The organism is Paenibacillus monticola, assembly GCF_009664975.1.
Classification (GTDB): domain Bacteria; phylum Bacillota; class Bacilli; order Paenibacillales; family Paenibacillaceae; genus Paenibacillus_AQ; species Paenibacillus_AQ monticola.
Window position 1 is genome coordinate 16,796 of record NZ_WJXB01000004.1, and the last position, 17,678, is coordinate 34,473.

Genomic DNA, 17,678 nt, shown 5'->3' on the forward strand with positions numbered 1-17,678 from the left:
GGGGGAAACAAGATATGAGTTATGATGGAGGCAGTTATGACGTGATCGTCATTGGTGCTGGTCATGCCGGCTGTGAAGCCGCGCTCGCCTCAGCCAGAATGGGTTGTAGCACGTTAATGATTACGATTAACCTGGATATGGTAGCGTTTATGCCTTGTAATCCTTCCATTGGCGGACCTGCCAAGGGACATGTGGTGCGTGAAATTGATGCGCTCGGTGGAGAAATGGGCCGTAATATAGATAAGACTTTCATTCAATTAAGAATGCTTAATACAGGCAAGGGACCAGCTGTTCATGCTTTACGTGCTCAAGCGGATAAATTCCAGTATCAACATGCAATGAAGGAAACGATGGAAAAGACGCCGAAGCTGACACTTCGCCAAGGGATGGTAGAGCGCTTAATCGTAGAGGATGGACATTGCGTAGGTGTGATTACCAAGACAGGAACATCCTACCGCAGCAAGTCTGTTATTCTGACCACAGGTACTTATTTGCGTGGCAAGGTCATCATGGGTGAGTTGGCATATGAGAGCGGACCGAATAATCAGCAGCCTTCAATTAAACTGTCGGAGCATTTGCGTGAACTGGGCTTTGAACTGGTGCGCTTTAAGACAGGTACACCTCCACGTGTGCATAAGGATACGATTGATTTCTCCAAGACTGAAATACAGCCTGGAGACAATAAGCCGAAATTCTTTTCTTTTGAAACCAAGTCTTCGCAAAATGAACAGCTTCCTTGCTGGTTGACTTACACCTCTGAAGTAACTCATCAGATCATTAATGATAACCTGCATCGGGCACCTATGTTCACTGGAATAATTGAAGGAACAGGTCCGCGTTATTGTCCCTCTATAGAGGATAAAGTAGTACGGTTTAGCGATAAATCGAAACATCAAATCTTCTTGGAGCCAGAAGGAAAAAACACATCGGAATACTATGTACAGGGCTTGTCCACTAGTCTTCCCGAGGATGTACAGCTTGCGGTTCTCCGCTCTATACCAGGTATGGAAAAAGTAGAAATGATGCGCAATGGTTATGCCATAGAATACGATGCGATGGTCCCTACCCAGTTGTGGCCTTCACTGGAAACGAAACGTCTTCCAGGCCTGTTCACTGCCGGACAGATCAACGGTACTTCTGGTTATGAGGAAGCAGCAGGACAAGGGGTTATGGCGGGTATTAATGCAGCGCGCAAAGTACAGGATAAAGAGCCGATAGTATTGGATCGCTCACAGGGATATATCGGAGTATTAATTGATGATCTGGTGACAAAGGGGACTAATGAACCCTATCGTCTCTTGACCTCGCGTGCGGAATATCGTCTGTTGCTTCGTCATGATAATGCAGATCTACGCCTGACTCCTATTGGACATGAGATCGGTTTGATTCCTCAACAGCGTTATGAGACTTTTCTTGAAAAGAAGGAACTGGTGGAACGTGAGATAGCCCGTCTTCAGGAGACTAAGGTTAAACCCGTAGAAGTTAATGAACTCCTTGCACAATATGAATCTGCACCGATTGTTGATGGCAGCAACCTGCTTACACTAATGCGCCGTCCAGAGCTTACTTATAGTTTCGTTGATCAATTATCACCTTCTGCTGAGAATTTGGATGAGGATATGAAAGAACAAGTCGAAATTCAGATTAAATACGCAGGATATATAGAGAAGCAACTGCAACATGTAGAAAAACTGCAAAAGATGGAAAAAAAGAAAATTCCTGATGGAATTAATTACTATGAAATTCACGGGTTGGCGATTGAAGCCCGACAGAAGCTTACCAAGATTGTTCCTATCTCTATCGGCCAGGCCTCGCGGATATCCGGAGTGACGCCAGCAGATATTTCCATTCTTCTCGTACATCTGGAGCATTACAACCGGGTGACGGCGGCGAGAGGATAATTCATGGACAATATAACGACCCAATTCACAGAGCTTTTGCAGCAACAGGGAATTACACTTACACTGGAACAATTGGAGCAGTTCGAACTTTATTATCAGGAACTAGTATCCTGGAATGAAAAAATGAACCTAACCGGCATAACAGAGCGTGAGCAGGTATATATGAAGCATTTTTATGATTCGCTTTCATTGGCTTTTTATAAGGATATGAATGAAGTGAAAAGTATGGCGGATATTGGCTCGGGAGCAGGGTTCCCAGGGATTCCACTGAAGATATGTTTTCCACATCTAAAACTGACCATTATCGACTCGTTAAGCAAAAGAATTTCTTTTCTCCAGCATGTATGCAGTGAGCTCAAGCTTAGTGATGTACAGTTGATTCATGGCCGTGCTGAGGATATTGCCAGACAGTTCATTCATCGTGATGCTTATGATTTGGTCACTGCACGTGCAGTTGCGCGGTTATCATTACTCAATGAGTTTTGTCTACCATTCACTCGCAAGGACGGAATCTTCGCTGCGATGAAAGGCAATGATCCTTCTGAGGAATTGAATGAAGCTAAATACAGTTTGAAAGAACTTCGTGCTCAATTAGATAAAGTAGAGTCCTTCAGTCTTCCTGTAGAAGAGTCAGTCCGTCATATTATTATGATTCGAAAGACAGGAGCTACTCCTGCCAAATATCCGCGTAAAGCAGGTATTCCAGTAAAATCCCCACTAGTTTAAATGTTTCACGTGAAACATTTTAGCTCATATATTTCACACAACAACTCATCTCTATAGTCAAGAAAAACGGGTACCGTCCATTAATAGGACAGCACCCGTTTTTCTTGTATGCTTCTTCCATATATAATTGTCACTACAGAAACAGGTATTCTCGAAAAATTGAGAGCATCTTCATTTCTACACAAACTAGAGTGAAAATGTGAATTTTCGATCATAAATGCAGGAAAAATAGGTCTCTAAGGAGAATAGGATTATAAGCAAAAAAGTGATAGAATAATATAGTGAGACTTCCAATCTAGTTGGTTCCTTCTGATGCTATTGTTTCTTCGGAGGAGAGATTGTAACGCCTGGTGATTTGCAGGCTGGTTCATTGCTGTACGATATGCTTTCCCCTAAAGAAGGTCAAGAAGATCGTACTATAACGAAATTAGGTGGTTATGAACGGAATGAAAGAACAATTCACCAAGCTTTTTGGATTTACCGAGCGGAGCAGCGGAGAAGAAATCAAACAAATCCCGGTTCATGAGGTCATCAGCAGTCCGTATCAGCCTAGGACAATATTTGATGATGATAAGATAGATGAGCTATGTCAGACTATCAAAACTCATGGCGTTATCCAACCCATAGTTGTACGTTTTCGAGATTCACAGTACGAGATCATTGCAGGTGAACGGCGTTGGCGAGCAGTTAAAAAACTGGGTATGGAAACTATACCGGCTATTGTCCGCGAGTTTAATGATTCACAAGCTGCTTCAATTGCATTGATTGAAAATTTGCAACGTGAGAATTTGACTTCTATTGAAGAAGCAATGGCTTATCAAAAATTGATTGATCTGCACCAACTAACGCAGGAAAGTTTAGCGCAGCGGCTTGGTAAAAGTCAGTCAACAATTGCTAATAAGATACGATTGCTGCATCTACCACAAGAAGTCAAGACAGCATTGATGGAGCGTAAGATTACTGAAAGACATGCTCGTTCGTTACTGTCACTGGACAGCGTAGAAATGCAACTGAAGGTTCTATCAGAAGTTATTGCTAAGGGTTTAAATGTTAAGCAGACGGAAGCGCGTATAGCTTTCTATAAAGAGGTAACACATATAAAGAAGTCGAAGCGGGTCTCTTTTACTAAGGATGTTCGACTAGCACTTAATACAATTCGTCAATCTATTGATATGGTTTCAGGCTCAGGATTGGAAATCAAAACTTCGGAGAATGACCGTGGTGACCATTACGAAATTTTGATTCAAATCCCAAAAAGATAATGTAATCAACAGCTGAAGGCGGCCCTGAAGGTGATTGGCCGTCTTTTTATGTGGCTTAAGTCCATATATTAAAGAATTGCTTATACTTCTAGCAGAATATGATGTCGCCCGAAAGGGGCGGTAACATTATTCTTACTATCGACCTACAAGAAGATTCTTCCTAACTATTCGAGGTGAAATAAGTGTCCAAGATCATTGCCATAGCAAATCAAAAAGGTGGTGTCGGCAAAACAACAACCTCAGTGAACCTGGGTGCCGGCATGGCTGCTTTAGGAAAGAAAGTGCTTCTTGTCGATATTGATCCTCAAGGAAACACTACAAGCGGCGTTGGCATCAACAAAGCAGATGTAGCAGATTGTATTTATGATGTTCTTATTAATGAAGTAGATCCACAGGACACAATACTTGAAACCCAAAATGAAGGGTTGCATATTATCCCAGCAACGATTCAACTGGCCGGTGCAGAAATTGAATTGGTATCGATGATTTCAAGAGAACTGAAGCTGAAAAAGGCCTTGAATGCTGTTAAAGGGAATTATGATTATGTTATTATTGATTGCCCTCCATCACTTGGCATATTGACGATCAATTCGCTAACAGCAGCTGATTCCGTAATTATTCCAATTCAATGCGAATATTACGCCCTTGAGGGGTTGAGTCAACTTCTGAACACAGTACGTCTTGTTCAAAAAAATCTCAATCCTCATCTTAAAATAGAAGGGGTATTATTGACGATGCTTGATGCCCGCACAAATTTGGGGATCCAAGTTATTGAAGAGGTTAAAAAGTATTTTCAAGAAAAGGTATATAAGACGATTATCCCACGCAACGTGCGTCTTAGTGAGGCACCGTCTCATGGACAATCGATCATTACTTATGATCCCCGTTCAAAAGGAGCGGAAGTGTATTTAGAGTTGGCAAAGGAAGTGATTTCTTATGAGTAAGCGTTTAGGAAAAGGACTAGATGCATTAATTCCCTCCTTGTCTATTAATGAAGATGATAAGGTCGTAGAAATCCCTTTAGGACAATTACGAGCGAATCCTTATCAACCGCGCAAGGATTTTAATGAAGAAGCTATTCAAGAGTTGGCTGAATCTATTCGTCAGCACGGAGTAATTCAACCTATTATTGTTCGTAGTGTATTAAAAGGATTTGAAATTATTGCCGGTGAACGTAGATTCCGCGCTTCACAATATTGTGGTAAAGCTACTATTCCAGCTGTCGTGCGAAATCTAAGTGATCAACAGGTAATGGAGATTGCATTGATTGAGAACCTGCAAAGGGAAAATTTGAATGCAATGGAAATCGCTGTAGCTTATCAAGGCTTGATGGATCAATTCTCGCTTACTCAGGAGGAACTTTCATTGAAAGTTGGGAAATCGAGATCTCATATTGCCAATTTCCTACGTTTGCTTTCTTTGCCTGAGGAAGTTAAAGAATATGTTTCACGTGGAACAATTTCCATGGGGCATGCGCGGGCAATTGTTGCTTTGAAGGATACGGAGCTAGTATTGCAACTTGCGGAGCAATGTGTGGAGCAGCAATGGAGCGTAAGGGAATTAGAAGAAACTGTGAAAAACCTAGATCGCAAACCAGCCAATGGAGTTAAGGCCAAGGTGGTCAAACGTGATCCGTATATTGATAATGTTGAAGAAACATTGCGCGAAAGATTCAAAACAACGGTTAAGATTAAGCAAGGTAAAGAAAAAGGCAAGATTGAATTGAACTACTATAGCGCCCAAGACTTGGAAAGATTATTGGAATTATTGGGGAACTGATGGATATTTGCACCTAAAAACATATCCTGAGTTATCCCTAACCGGATAAGGAGGGGTATGTTTTTTAAAAAGATGAGAATTTGTATGTTTCACAGGATAAGGGGTGGAGGAGTGGGAAAACTCATATATTTGGATCATGCAGCAACTTCATGGCCGAAACCTCCAGAGGTGGCAACCGCAATGATGAATGCTTTACAACAGTCTGGGGCAAATGCTGGCCGAGGCAATCATTCAATGGCAATGGGTGCAGGTCGTGTATTAGTCAGAACGCGAGGCCTGTTGGCTGAATTGTTTGCTGTTCCCAATGCACAGGATATTGCCTTTACACACAATACAACTATGGCTCTGAATATGGGGATTAGAGGTACACTACAAGCAGGGGATCATGTGATATCGACAATGACAGAACATAACTCTGTGCGTAGGCCTCTAGAATATTTACGAAGAACTCAGGGAATAACAGTTGATTATCTGCAAGTGAATAAAGAAGGACAGTTGGATTTGCGCGAATTGCAGAATGCTTTTCGACATAATACTAAAATGGTTATCTGTAGTCACAGCTCCAATTTACTTGGCAGCATTCTTCCCATCGGTGATATTGGTGATATAGCTAAATCAAAAGGTGCCATGTTTATGGTAGATGCTGCTCAAAGTGCAGGTTCAATAGAAATAGATGTAGTATCAATGAATATCGACCTGCTTGCCTTCCCTGGGCACAAAGGGCTGCTGGGTCCACAAGGCACAGGTGGGCTATATATATCGCCTCAATTGGAGCTGGAGCCTCTGATGTATGGGGGGACGGGTAGTCAGTCTGAAAATAGTGAACAACCTTCTGTTCGTCCGGACAGGTACGAGGCGGGAACGCAAAATACAGTGGGTATTGCTGGTCTGATGGCTGGTGTTCAAAAGGTGAAGTCCATAGGGACGAACATCATACATGAGCGCGAATGGAAGTTGACACAATTGCTGATGGAAGGATTGCTGGAAATTCCGGGCATAAGATTGCTAGGGCCAGATCAGGGAGCGCCACGAACCGGGATCGTAGCTTTTGTGATCGCTGGACAGGAGTCAGCAGAAATTGCTCATCGTCTGGACCGTGAATATAATATTGCTGTGCGTGCCGGGATGCATTGTACGCCCTTAGCACATAAAGCAGTTGATACAATCGAGAGCGGTGCTGTTAGGGCAAGTGTGGGGTATGATTCGACAGAGCATGATATAAGCACAATGCTGGCAGCTATGGAAGAGCTATATGGCAATGCCGCAGCAGATAAATAAAAAGGATGGTCCATTTATGTCAGATATGAATCAATTCATCAGTGATCAATTGTTATGGTTTGTTGTTGCATTCGTTGTAATTGTGTTAGTGTTGGCAATCATCGTTATTGTACAGGGAGCCAACCTGCGTACAATGCGACGGAGATATGAAGCTATGATGTCAGGTAGCGGTGTGGAGGATTTGGAAAGTCTGCTGATCGATCTTAAAAACCAAGGTGAAATGCTGGAGGACGGGCAACGAGAACACAAAGCAATACTTGAAGCTACAACACTTAAAATCAGCGGAATGAAATCCAACGTGGCGATGAAACGTTACAATGCCTTCGGCGAACGCGGAAATGATTTGAGCTTCTCGTTGGCAATTTTAGACGATGCTAGCAATGGTGTAGTACTCAGCAGCCTGCATAACCGAGAGAATTCTTATATTTATTCAAAACCTATGCAAAAGGGAGAGTCGCAGTATCCTTTATCTCCAGAAGAAAAGGAAGTAGTTACTCTCGCGTTGCAGCAGACTTAGAATGAAGATGCCACTGCTTTAGTGCCGAGTAAAGGCTGGAAGCAATGATATCTGATAATCTCATAACCAAACTCAACCTTGTGTTTTGTAGTACAAAATATTCCATGAAGCCGCCGACATTAACGATACCCGTCAAATGGATATCGCCAACAGGCGGCAGTTGTTTATTTACACCCGCGCCAGGCTTTAACGGACCCTCTACGACTTGAATACATCCGACACTGGTAGAATGACCAAGACAAGCATCTATGCCAATAATGAAAGGATTGCTGTATCTTTCATTTATATGTGATAAGGTCTCTTCAAGATTAATGGCATGTACTGGTTCTTCAAGTGTGCCGTATATATGAAATAGAGGGCTGTGGAAACGGGCTAATGAAGTGCCAACAAGTGGGCCAAGTGAGTCTCCAGTAGAACGGTCCGTGCCAATGCAGACCACAATAATCTGTGTGTCCGGGCGTGTGCATGAGAAGTGAAAAAGCAGCCTGTGAGTAATGGCAGAATAGATATTTGGATCTGTATGTGATATTTTTAAACAGGACATTTCAGGTATTGGAGAAGCCTTAGATGAAGAGTTCATACCATCTTCCTTTCTGAAACTGATTCTATTTGTTGCTATCTAGTATATGGATGAAAGAGGAATTTTATACTACAGCGCAGAAGACTGGGCAAGAAACTATGAGGGAGGCGTGACGTATGGAGGAAGAACTGCTTATTTCATTTGATTCTACCCAGCAGGCGCTTCGGGCCGAAATGCTGCTTGAATATGCAGAAATAGAAATTGATATCTTTCCAACACCTAAGGAAATTACCGCTGGGTGTGCGATGTCGATCCAATTTTTTCGTGATGCACTGAGTGATGTGCGGAAGATTGTGGCTGAGCAAAATATTGAAATCAGAGGGATTTACGGTAAAGACGATAACAAGGGTTATGAATTGATCGAGTGATAAGGAGGATCCTATGAATAAATGGATATTAGATGCTTCCCTCACTGATGATCCCGTTGGACAGGCGCTCAAATTCAAGGATCAATTATGGAACTGGGTGTCAGATGCGGACATGTGGATGAGTGTATTGTTCACAGGGTTGCGAATTATTATAATTTTTATCTTGTCCCGGATTATAATTAAAGTTGTATATAATGTAATCGATCGGTCTATGGCTCGCAAAACCGGAGGCAGATTGTTAGCGAATACGCGCCGCTTTACTACTGTGGGAGAACTGCTCAAAAATGTTGTAACTGTCATCAGTAATTTTGTGATGATTATGTTGATTCTCTCCGAATTTCATTTTGATCTAGCACCGCTGTTGGCAGGGGCTGGTGTACTAGGCTTGGCTGTAGGTTTCGGGGCACAAAGTCTGGTGAAGGATATTATTACGGGTTTTTTCATCATTTTAGAGGATCAATTCGCGGTTGGTGATGTGATTCAGACCGGGATCTATAAAGGAACTGTTGAGGTAATTGGGTTGAGAACAACAAGATTACTTAGCAATACTGGTGAAGTGCATATCATCCCCAATGGTTCAATCATCAATGTAACGAACTATTCCCTTTCTAATGCGCTAGCCGTAGTGGATGTGCCTGTGAAGATTGAACGGGGATTGGAAGAGACATTAGGTTTGATTGGGGAAGCTTTGCAGGGAATAGAGGATCGTAATCCAAGTGTTCTTGCTTACCCTGATATTCTAGGAATCCAGTCTATGAGTACATCCGAATTTGTCATTCGAGTAGCAGCAAGCTGCATGCCAAATGCCAGAGATGCAGCGGAGCGGCAAATCCAGAGTGATATTAAAGAGGCCCTAGAGAAGCAAAGCAGCATGGAGGCTGCAGAGGCCGAACAACAGGCTCGTGAACGAGAGGAAGAGGAGTCCAGGGTTGCTCAAGAGGCAGATGCAATGAATGTAGCGCGGGAGGTTAGCGGATCTACAGGAGCAGCACCTAGACAGCAGGTGGCAGCCACACACGAGGGCGAAGAGGGGGAAGAATAGTGGAACGCAAAGTATTTCAGCTTGGAGATGTCGTGCAGATGAAAAAGCCGCATCCCTGCGGCACCAATGAGATGGAGATCATTCGTATGGGCATGGATATCCGGATTAAATGTACGGGCTGTCAGCACAGTGTCTTGGTTCCTCGTGCGAAGTTTGAGAAGAATTTAAAGAAGGTTCTGCGATCGACCGCGGGCAGTGCGGACAGTAATTAAGCTTGCAAAAGGCAGTGCTGCGTGATATGATAATTCTTGCTGCGGAGAGGTACCCAAGAGGCCCAAGGGGGCTGACTCGAAATCAGTTAGGCGTGTCACAGCGTGCGTGGGTTCGAATCCCACCCTCTCCGCCACTCATTTTACATATGCGATTTTAAATCCTTCGTTCTATAACGGAGGTTTTTTTGTCTCTAAATTTGGATATAAAAAAGGCATACAAAAGGAAGGACCTTTGCAGGTCCTTCCTCAGGAGGCAGCACATCAATGATGTTGGAATCTCTCTGTCTAAAGCCGCTAAAGTGATAAAAGGCTTTGCTGCGGTCACTGCCTTTTTAAGGGCGGCAACCAGCTACTCTTCCTTGCTTACCATAGTTGCTGAATCAGAATCCCTGTGATTTTGTTCGTCTACGACGTCCAACGGAACCACACCTCTCTTTTGTACTGCCTGAGAATAGTATGGGTAATGTCCTTTTTTTCTATACACATGATTCTAAAAATTAATGTACGCGCGCTTTCTCGACCTTTTTCCACTTGCGGTCCTTATTCGTGGTTTCAGGGAAGGTGTCTCCCTTCTCCATTTCAATTCGTTTGGGGTTCTGGATTTCCGTATGAAAGCTGCGTGCCTCGCCTACTTCTGTGTAGATGCCCGGATTTGGGGCCTTGTCACCTTTTTCATATTCGGTTTTCTCGCCCATGTGCTATTCCTCCTTCCCTAAGGGAAATGAAATCAGTTATATTGTGCGCAGATCAACTATTTTATATAACTTGCTTTATGCATATCGTTTTGGTATATTAAAGTGGTGCGAGTTTATGTATGTGCTCGTTCCTTGCTCCTGACGTGATTAGGGGCCTCAGACCATAAGGAGGTGAAAATTATGCGCAAATATGAAGTGATGTACATTATTCGTCCTGATATTGAACCAGAAGCCGTTCAAGCAGCAGTCGAAAAATTCCAAGGCATCATCTCCAATGGCGGGGAAATTACAAAGCACGATGTGCAAGGTAAACGCCGTCTTGCGTATGAGATCAAGAAATTCCGCGATGGCGTCTATGTTTTGGTTAACTTTACTGCAGAACCTGCAGTAGTTACTGAATTAGAACGTCTCATGAAGATTTCCGACGAAGTTATTCGTTATCTCATTACGAACGACGTTGCTTAAGAACTTGTCCAAGCTTTGTAATGAATCGCTCTAAAGGAGGGGATTGAATTGTTGAACCGTATCATATTGATCGGTCGGTTAACCCGTGACCCGGAACTTCGTTATACTCCCGCTGGTGTTGCCGTAACACAGTTTACGCTTGCCGTAGACCGTAACTTTACGGGCCAGAACGGTGAACGCGAGGCGGACTTCATCCCGGTTGTTACCTGGAGACAGCTGGCGGAAACCTGTGCCAATTACTTGCGCAAAGGTCGTCTGACAGCAGTGGAAGGACGTATCCAAATACGGAATTACGAGAATAACGAAGGTAAACGTGTATACGTAACCGAAGTCATTGCCGATAATGTCCGTTTTCTGGAATCTTCGCAGAATCGTGAAGGTGGAAATACATCTGGTGGTGCAAGTGTTCCTGAAGAGCCAGCCTTTGGTGGCGGCGGTAACAGTGGACGCGGAAATAGCAATAATGTTTCGCGTAACAACAATAATCAAGATCCTTTTTCGGGCGATGGAAAACCGATCGATATATCGGATGATGATTTGCCATTTTAATAAGGAAGGACTGAACTGACATGGCTTTTAAACCAAGAGAAGGCGCCGATAACGACAAAAGACCGGCTCGTCGTGGCGGACGCAACAAGCGTAAGAAAGTATGTTTCTTCACTGTGAACAAGATTACTCACATTGATTATAAAGATACAGAGCTTCTTAAGAAATTTGTCAGCGAACGCGGAAAGATTTTGCCGCGTCGTGTAACAGGCACAAGTGCAAAATACCAACGTGCTCTTACCATTGCTATCAAGCGCTCGCGTCAAATCGCGTTGCTGCCTTACACAACGGAATAGGACGTTTACTACAAGGGCAGCCGAGAAATTGGTTGCCTTTTTTGTGTTCATTGCTAAGATAAGCCTCGGGCATCAATTGACGTTCACTCTGGAATGTAGTAAGTTACAGATATCCTATACTAAAGGGGAAATTTTGATGTTGGTGAGTGTCCTTAACTAGTAATTTCATATTGCCTAATCAAGAAACTGCAGCTGGCTCGATTCGCATAAGAATACGTGCTCTATTAGAGTTCGTTGAACTGCGAGATCTGTAGTACTTGAAGGGTGAATGATTTAGTTAAGAACACACGAAGCGTCAAATGGCCTCTTTACGGCTATTGTTCTCTTTGTAACCCGTGCTCTTGCAGCACGGGTTTTTCTGTTTTCAATAACCTTTCTAAATTAGTGCTTAGAGGGAGTTGAGAGCAACAAGGGGATAGTAGCGGACAAATGGAGGGCAAGGACTGCCGATAGTGGCAGTCCTTGCCCTTTTTTGCGTTAGGGAGAATGAAGCAAAGATCTGAGTAGAAACAATAAGGAGGGAACGCTTTGAATTTACAAAATCTAAATACACTGGATTACGGGATCATTAAGGAGGAATTGGGGCATTTTGCAGTTTCTTATGCCGGTAGGAAGTATGTGAAAGAGCTTATGCCCATGACCTATCTGCCAGCTATACGAAGCGCCATGGAGGAAACGGCTGAAGCTAAAGAGCTATTGGAAAGAGGGGCGAGTGTACCCATTCCTTCATTAGAAGGAATAGAATGGATGATGTCATTAATGGGGACAGGATATCTATATAATGAACAAGATTTTATGGCAGTATCAACGTTCCTCCACAGCTGCAGTCAACTGCGCAAGTATATGGCCTCCAAGGAACAGTCTGCTCCAAGAATCGGCTCATACGCCTCCTCACTGCTGGAATTAATGTCAGTGCAAGAGGCGATTGATCGTTGTATTCGTTATGGTTCTATTGATGACGGGGCCAGTAAGGGGCTGGAAAAGGCCCGAAAACGGATGACCGTAACTAAGGAGAGGCTCCATAATAAATTAGAGGGTATCATGTCACGTTATCAGCCGATTCTGCAGGAGAATATTTATAGCCAACGTAATGGGCGATATGTTATCCCTGTGAAACGCGAATATTACAAGCAAGTGAAGGGCTCCGTGCTAGATCAGTCCACAAGTGGGCTCACTGTCTTCGTAGAGCCTAGCGAGATCGCAGACCTTCAGGGAGAACTAGATTTACTGTCTGCGGAGGAAGCGCGAGAGGAAGCTATTGTTTTGAGTATGCTGTCCGGCCTGGTGGAGCAGGAGCAGGTCGCATTGCGGCTTAATATTGAGGTGACAGGTACGTATGACTTTATCTTTGCCAAAGCAAAATATGCTCGCTCTATAGGTGGGAGTGCTATTTCTTTAAATGAGCGAGGTATTCTACGGATGAACGGCGGAAGACATCCGATGTTGAAGGATATGATTCCAATCAGTCTGGAATTCGGCAGAGGTTATCAATCACTCATTGTAACGGGACCCAATACAGGAGGTAAAACGGTAGTTCTTAAAACCCTCGGGTTACTGACTATAATGGCGCAGTCGGGTCTGCTGATCCCTGTAGATGAAGGTAGTGATTTCACCATATTCTCAGATGTATTGAGTGTTATTGGGGATGGTCAGAGTCTGGCACAGTCGCTAAGCACCTTTTCAGCCCAGATGAAGAGCATTGAGGAGATGTTGCGTAGTGCTTCTAGAGGGGTTCTGGTGTTGATTGATGAGCTGGCCGCAGGTACAGACCCCGGGGAAGGGATCGCCCTCTCCATCGCAATACTGGAGGAACTGAGCTATAAGGGAGTGAATATGGTCGTCACCACCCATTTTAACGAGCTGAAAACCTTTGCTGCTGCTACTCCCGACTTTCAAAATGCAAGGATGGAGTTTGATAAAGAAACACTGCAGCCGTTATACAGGCTGACGATAGGAGAAGCGGGCGAGAGCTATGCACTGCAGATTGCCGAGAAGCTGGGTATTCAGCAGAAAGTAATTGAGCGGTCACGGCAAATTGTGGAGGAGCAGAAGCATAAGCAAGGACTACAAAGAAACCAAGGAGCGTGGAAGGGTGCTAATCGGCCGAGTATGTCACAATCGGAAGAGGGGGAGCTGAACAGAGAACATAAAAGTTTTAATAATGAGACGAAGGGCAGGAAGGAACTTCCGCTTTCTTTTGAAATAGGCGATGCAGTGTATGTCAGTTCTCTGGGCAAAATGGGTATTGTCTACAGGCAGAAAGATAATCTGGGAATGGTTGGCGTGATGATACAGAAGCAAAAAATGAGTATCAATCATAAGCGGCTAAAGCCTTACCTGTCCAAGAACGAGTTGTATCCCGACGATTATGATTTGGACATTATTTTCGAGAGCAAGGTGAACCGCAAGAAAAGCAAACTGATGCAACGAAAACATATTGAGGGATTGACTATTGTTCATGAGGGGGAAGAGAACTGACCAATAGCTGGTAAAGCTGGGCCTGTCCGTAAGGATAGGCTTCTTTTATGCTCGATTTTGTTGCGGATCTTGGGAAATGCTGCTAATATGACCCTTCACTTTTAGATGGATATTGTATATATTTTCAAGAGGAATGTAATTAAATAAATAGACGTGAGATATCATACCATTGTAGGAAATTTAAAATTTTGTTAAAGTAAAAGCTTAATGCATCAAGAACGAGAAGGGAAAAAATACATGAATAACAAGAAAAGGAGCCGGGTCTTGCTATTGTTGCTCGTGGTGGCGACGATGCTATCTGCCTGTAATGGGTCAGGGTCAGGTAATAATTCAAATAATTTACGTTTATCCAAGACGGTCGTCGATGAACCACAGGTTGGTGGAATCGTTACTTATGGTTACCCCTCACCGTTTAAAGGCTTATTCGAACCTGCTTTTTATGAAGGTGATGATGACTTGAATGTCCTTGAGTTCACCACTGAAGCTATGTTTAAGGTTGAAGACGATTTATCTACGGTCCCGAATATTGCGACTTGGCTAGAATCGGATGATCACCGCACCTTCACCTTTAAGATTAAACCAGGCATACGTTGGCACAATGGGGATGAGTTGACCGTGGAAGACTGGAAGTTCGCGCTTGAAACCATCGCTAGTCCTGACTATACTGGGCCCCGTTATTACAGTGTAGAGATGATAGAGGGCGTGGAAGCTTACCATGCAGGGAAGACCCAGGGGATTACAGGAATCAAAGTCCTTGATCCATATACGTTGAAAATAACGGTGACGGCTGCACGTGTGAACACGATTGATAATTTATGGCCTTATCCGATGAATAAAAAATATTATACGGGCATAGCTGTCAAAGATATGCCGGAAAGCGATCAGGTTAGAAAACATCCGATTGGGATTGGACCTTTTGAGGTGACCCAAATTCAGCCTGGCGAGTCCGTAGAGATGAAACGGTTTGACGATTACTATCAGGGCAAGGCACTGCTGGATGGTATTGTATATAAGGTCTTTGATGATAAGCAGCTGACTTCCCTGTTTGAACAGGGCGTGGTGGATATGGAGACTGCTCCGCGTGATGCTTATGAAGGTCTGAGCAAACTGGATAATGTGAATATTATGCAGACAACAGAGCTGTCTTATGAATATATCGGTTTCAAATTTGGGCACTGGGATAATGAAGCAGAGAAGATTGTTATGGACAATGCCAAATTTAAGGATAAAAGATTGCGACAGGCTATGTATTATGCACTGGACCGTGAAGGGATTATTAATACTTTTTCCTATGGCTTGGGTCAGGTAGTGGAAAGTCCAATTCCAAGCGCAAGCTGGGCTAAAATACCGGATTCGGAGATTAATGCTTATCCGTATAGTCCGGAGAAGGCCAAAGCCTTATTAGATGAAGCTGGTTATGTGGATATTGATGGTGATGGTCTTCGTGAAGATCCCAAGGGCAAGAAATTTGTGATTCATTATGACGCTATGACAGGGAATACGAATACAGAACAGCGTACAGAGGCTATACTGCTAAACTGGCGTCAGGTTGGGCTGGATGTCCAGCTGAATGGTGGGGTATTGAAGGAAATGAATGTTTTCTATGATGCGGTAGAGAGCGATGAGCCTACTATTGATTTATTCAATGGAGTCTGGGGCTTGGCGAGTGATCCTGACCCATCCGGCCTGTGGCGAGCGAGTGACCTGTGGAATTATCCACGCTGGTCTTCGGAGCGGAACGAACAACTCATTCGCGATGGAGTCAGTATGAAATCTTATGACAGGAATTATCGCAAAGGCGTGTATTATGAGTGGCAGAAGCTTATCAATGAGGAAGTGCCTATGATTTTCTTTGCTGAGCGAGAGAGTATTACTCCCGTAAACAAGCGTTTGCAGGGAGTACACGTCAATTCCATGAGCAATATAATTGAACCGCAGAAATGGTGGGTAAAGCAAGCCAAGTGATTATTGCCTGGCCTGCTTTTTTATTTACTAAATAGGGGTTGCACAATCAAATTATGCCTTCAACCGGTACCAGATTGGATTAAATGTCGTTATTTGTTGTTTCTTTTTATCCGTTTAGTGATTACAATAGTAATATTGTTTCTACGGGCATAGGTATTAGGAACTGGATTACACTTTTTAAGCTTAGCCTGTGTCAAAGAAGATTTCCAAGTTTATTCTACAATAGGCGTGATCCGAAATTCCGAAAAGGGGGAACCATAAACCAGGAAGCAGAGCAGAGCTTTACAGATAAGAGAATTTAAAGTCATAACTGCCTGGAAGAACAGGTAAGTATTATAAATATAAGGTGAGTAATTTATATGTATATTCCACAATAAAGAAGGAATCAATCATGAAAAAATTAATAAAAAAGAAAAAAATTTATATTTCCCTTATTGTAATTGTGCTTATCATAGCTGGAGGCTTTCTGTTCCGTAAGTCGCTAACTGTGTTGGCATTTGATCTTTTTCTGTCAGATCAAGTTGAAGCCAAACTGCAAGAGAAATCCTACCAACCGCTTGTAAGTGAGGATAACAAAGTTAAGCCAGAACCAGTGGTTTACAAAAGTGATCCTTTCTCATTGATGTTGCTGGGTACGGACCAGCGAAAAAATGAAACAGCACGTTCGGATACAATGATCTATGCAGTTATTCGACCGGAGGATTCTAAAATTTTGCTTATTTCTATACCGCGTGATACCTATACCGAAATTATTGGACATGATGATAACAAAAAGGATAAAATCACACATGCTTATGCTTTTGGCGGTCAACAAATGTCCAAGGACACTCTTGAAGCTCTTTTAGGGCATGACATTCAATATTATGCTACCATTAATTTTCAAGGATTAAAGGATGCTGTTGATGCCATCGGAGGCGTACCCTTACCGATTCAAAAAGATATTGTAAATAAAGGTAAGGATCACGAGAAATTTACTATTGCCGGTGGTAAATCTAATTATAATGGGGAAGAAGCATTAAATTATACGCGTTATCGTGAAGATAGTGACTTTAACCGGACCAAACGTCAACAGGTATTTATTGACGTGGTAGCGAATAAGATGTTATCGATCAGCCAGATCGGCAATATTCCTGAGTTGCTGGATATTATGGGTGATAATTTCAAGACGGATTTACAGCCTTCTATGATTATTAGCCTGGCCAAGAAATTCATGGGTGGCAAAGCTATGGATATTTCCAGCTTTACGGTTATGGGCGAAGGGAAACGAATCGATGGTATATCTTATGATATCGCTGATGAAGAAGACCTGAGCGAGGCCACGGCAATGATCGATAACTGGATGAACGCTAGTACGCCAGTCGATCAATTAATTGAGCCGGGTAAAGCTGAAAATGCGCTGGAGCCCAAAGCGACGACTGCTGCACAATAATTTTGGATCAGATATAATGCCATATACCCTAATGCAGCAGCCATAGTGAAGGTTAGTGGCTGCTGCTTGTTGTGTCATGGTATAATGGTCTGGAACTATTTATTAGTCGCGACGTATTACTTTAAGGCCCTATAGGTAA

At 43.2% G+C, this 17,678-nt stretch carries 18 protein-coding genes and 1 tRNA gene; 17 read left to right on the forward strand and 2 right to left on the reverse strand.

What is annotated here, in order from left to right:
* The first annotated feature begins 14 nt into the window (after positions 1-14).
* From mnmG to GJB61_RS12720, 7 genes are all read left to right on the forward strand, one after another.
* Entirely contained in the window at positions 15-1,901 is a 1,887-nt protein-coding gene (gene mnmG, locus GJB61_RS12690; protein ID WP_154118897.1) for a tRNA uridine-5-carboxymethylaminomethyl(34) synthesis enzyme MnmG, read from the forward strand.
* Positions 1,902-1,904: 3 nt separating this feature from the next.
* Positions 1,905-2,627, forward strand: coding sequence for a 16S rRNA (guanine(527)-N(7))-methyltransferase RsmG (gene rsmG, locus GJB61_RS12695; protein WP_154118898.1), 723 nt, complete (start codon positions 1,905-1,907; stop codon positions 2,625-2,627).
* A gap of 446 nt (positions 2,628-3,073) precedes the next feature.
* Positions 3,074-3,889 carry a nucleoid occlusion protein gene (noc, locus tag GJB61_RS12700; RefSeq protein WP_154118899.1) on the forward strand — a complete coding sequence of 272 codons (816 nt, stop codon included), beginning with the start codon at positions 3,074-3,076 and terminating at the stop codon, positions 3,887-3,889.
* Positions 3,890-4,071: 182 nt separating this feature from the next.
* Complete coding sequence (locus GJB61_RS12705) at positions 4,072-4,833, forward strand: ParA family protein (protein ID WP_338115793.1); 762 nt, start codon at positions 4,072-4,074, stop codon at positions 4,831-4,833.
* Complete coding sequence (locus GJB61_RS12710; RefSeq protein ID WP_154118900.1) at positions 4,826-5,668, forward strand: ParB/RepB/Spo0J family partition protein; 843 nt, start codon at positions 4,826-4,828, stop codon at positions 5,666-5,668. Before GJB61_RS12705 ends, GJB61_RS12710 begins: the two co-directional genes overlap by 8 nt.
* A 111-nt stretch (positions 5,669-5,779) precedes the next feature.
* A complete protein-coding gene (locus tag GJB61_RS12715) occupies positions 5,780-6,946 on the forward strand; it encodes an aminotransferase class V-fold PLP-dependent enzyme (protein WP_338115794.1) in 1,167 nt (388 codons plus the stop codon).
* Positions 6,947-6,962: 16 nt separating this feature from the next.
* Entirely contained in the window at positions 6,963-7,463 is a 501-nt protein-coding gene (locus tag GJB61_RS12720; protein ID WP_154119397.1) for a DUF4446 family protein, read from the forward strand.
* Here the strand turns inward: GJB61_RS12720 and yyaC are convergent.
* Positions 7,438-8,043, reverse strand: coding sequence for a spore protease YyaC (yyaC, locus tag GJB61_RS12725; RefSeq protein WP_154118902.1), 606 nt, complete (start codon positions 8,041-8,043; stop codon positions 7,438-7,440). The genes GJB61_RS12720 and yyaC overlap by 26 nt on opposite strands.
* 116 nt (positions 8,044-8,159) lie before the next feature.
* Here yyaC and GJB61_RS12730 point away from each other — a divergent pair, with 116 nt between their 5' ends.
* The 4 genes from GJB61_RS12730 to GJB61_RS12745 all read left to right on the forward strand — a co-directional run bounded on the left by GJB61_RS12730 (position 8,160) and on the right by GJB61_RS12745 (position 9,799).
* Positions 8,160-8,411, forward strand: a complete 252-nt coding sequence (locus tag GJB61_RS12730; RefSeq protein ID WP_154118903.1) for a putative Se/S carrier protein — start codon at positions 8,160-8,162, stop codon at positions 8,409-8,411.
* Positions 8,412-8,424: 13 nt separating this feature from the next.
* The gene (locus tag GJB61_RS12735; RefSeq protein ID WP_154118904.1) at positions 8,425-9,453 is read left to right on the forward strand and encodes a mechanosensitive ion channel family protein; all 1,029 of its coding nucleotides are present in this window, start codon (positions 8,425-8,427) and stop codon (positions 9,451-9,453) included.
* Positions 9,453-9,665 carry a DUF951 domain-containing protein gene (locus tag GJB61_RS12740; protein WP_338115795.1) on the forward strand — a complete coding sequence of 71 codons (213 nt, stop codon included), beginning with the start codon at positions 9,453-9,455 and terminating at the stop codon, positions 9,663-9,665. The genes GJB61_RS12735 and GJB61_RS12740 overlap by 1 nt, the downstream gene beginning before the upstream one ends.
* Positions 9,666-9,708: 43 nt before the next feature.
* Positions 9,709-9,799 (forward strand) — tRNA-Ser (locus GJB61_RS12745).
* A 363-nt stretch (positions 9,800-10,162) separates the two neighbouring features.
* Here the strand turns inward: GJB61_RS12745 and GJB61_RS12750 are convergent.
* Positions 10,163-10,360 carry a YjzC family protein gene (locus GJB61_RS12750; RefSeq protein ID WP_154118905.1) on the reverse strand — a complete coding sequence of 66 codons (198 nt, stop codon included), beginning with the start codon at positions 10,358-10,360 and terminating at the stop codon, positions 10,163-10,165.
* 180 nt (positions 10,361-10,540) lie between these two features.
* Between GJB61_RS12750 and rpsF the strand changes: the two genes are divergently transcribed.
* The 6 genes from rpsF (at position 10,541) to GJB61_RS12780 (ending at position 17,539) form a co-directional block, all read left to right on the forward strand.
* Positions 10,541-10,825 carry a 30S ribosomal protein S6 gene (rpsF, locus tag GJB61_RS12755; protein ID WP_154118906.1) on the forward strand — a complete coding sequence of 95 codons (285 nt, stop codon included), beginning with the start codon at positions 10,541-10,543 and terminating at the stop codon, positions 10,823-10,825.
* A gap of 48 nt (positions 10,826-10,873) precedes the next feature.
* Complete coding sequence (gene ssb / locus GJB61_RS12760) at positions 10,874-11,374, forward strand: single-stranded DNA-binding protein (RefSeq protein WP_154118907.1); 501 nt, start codon at positions 10,874-10,876, stop codon at positions 11,372-11,374.
* 20 nt (positions 11,375-11,394) lie between these two features.
* The gene (gene rpsR / locus GJB61_RS12765) at positions 11,395-11,667 is read left to right on the forward strand and encodes a 30S ribosomal protein S18 (protein WP_087918946.1); all 273 of its coding nucleotides are present in this window, start codon (positions 11,395-11,397) and stop codon (positions 11,665-11,667) included.
* Between the two features lie 528 nt (positions 11,668-12,195).
* A complete protein-coding gene (locus GJB61_RS12770; RefSeq protein ID WP_154118908.1) occupies positions 12,196-14,145 on the forward strand; it encodes an endonuclease MutS2 in 1,950 nt (649 codons plus the stop codon).
* Between the two features lie 237 nt (positions 14,146-14,382).
* Entirely contained in the window at positions 14,383-16,110 is a 1,728-nt protein-coding gene (opp4A, locus tag GJB61_RS12775; RefSeq protein WP_154118909.1) for an oligopeptide ABC transporter substrate-binding protein, read from the forward strand.
* Between the two features lie 391 nt (positions 16,111-16,501).
* Positions 16,502-17,539: an LCP family protein gene (locus tag GJB61_RS12780; RefSeq protein WP_154118910.1), complete on the forward strand. Its 1,038-nt coding sequence runs from the start codon at positions 16,502-16,504 to the stop codon at positions 17,537-17,539.
* Positions 17,540-17,678 lie beyond the last annotated feature (139 nt).

Coding starts and splice junctions, on each gene's coding strand:
- noc (WP_154118899.1), top strand. CDS start 3,074: ATGAAAGAACAATTCACCAAGCTTTTTGGATTTACCGAGCGGAGCAGC.
- GJB61_RS12750 (WP_154118905.1), bottom strand. CDS start 10,360: ATGGGCGAGAAAACCGAATATGAAAAAGGTGACAAGGCCCCAAATCCG.
- rpsR (WP_087918946.1), top strand. CDS start 11,395: ATGGCTTTTAAACCAAGAGAAGGCGCCGATAACGACAAAAGACCGGCT.
- opp4A (WP_154118909.1), top strand. CDS start 14,383: ATGAATAACAAGAAAAGGAGCCGGGTCTTGCTATTGTTGCTCGTGGTG.
- mnmG (WP_154118897.1), top strand. CDS start 15: ATGAGTTATGATGGAGGCAGTTATGACGTGATCGTCATTGGTGCTGGT.
- GJB61_RS12720 (WP_154119397.1), top strand. CDS start 6,963: ATGTCAGATATGAATCAATTCATCAGTGATCAATTGTTATGGTTTGTT.
- rsmG (WP_154118898.1), top strand. CDS start 1,905: ATGGACAATATAACGACCCAATTCACAGAGCTTTTGCAGCAACAGGGA.
- GJB61_RS12710 (WP_154118900.1), top strand. CDS start 4,826: ATGAGTAAGCGTTTAGGAAAAGGACTAGATGCATTAATTCCCTCCTTG.
- GJB61_RS12735 (WP_154118904.1), top strand. CDS start 8,425: ATGAATAAATGGATATTAGATGCTTCCCTCACTGATGATCCCGTTGGA.
- yyaC (WP_154118902.1), bottom strand. CDS start 8,043: ATGAACTCTTCATCTAAGGCTTCTCCAATACCTGAAATGTCCTGTTTA.
- GJB61_RS12780 (WP_154118910.1), top strand. CDS start 16,502: ATGAAAAAATTAATAAAAAAGAAAAAAATTTATATTTCCCTTATTGTA.
- GJB61_RS12730 (WP_154118903.1), top strand. CDS start 8,160: ATGGAGGAAGAACTGCTTATTTCATTTGATTCTACCCAGCAGGCGCTT.
- rpsF (WP_154118906.1), top strand. CDS start 10,541: ATGCGCAAATATGAAGTGATGTACATTATTCGTCCTGATATTGAACCA.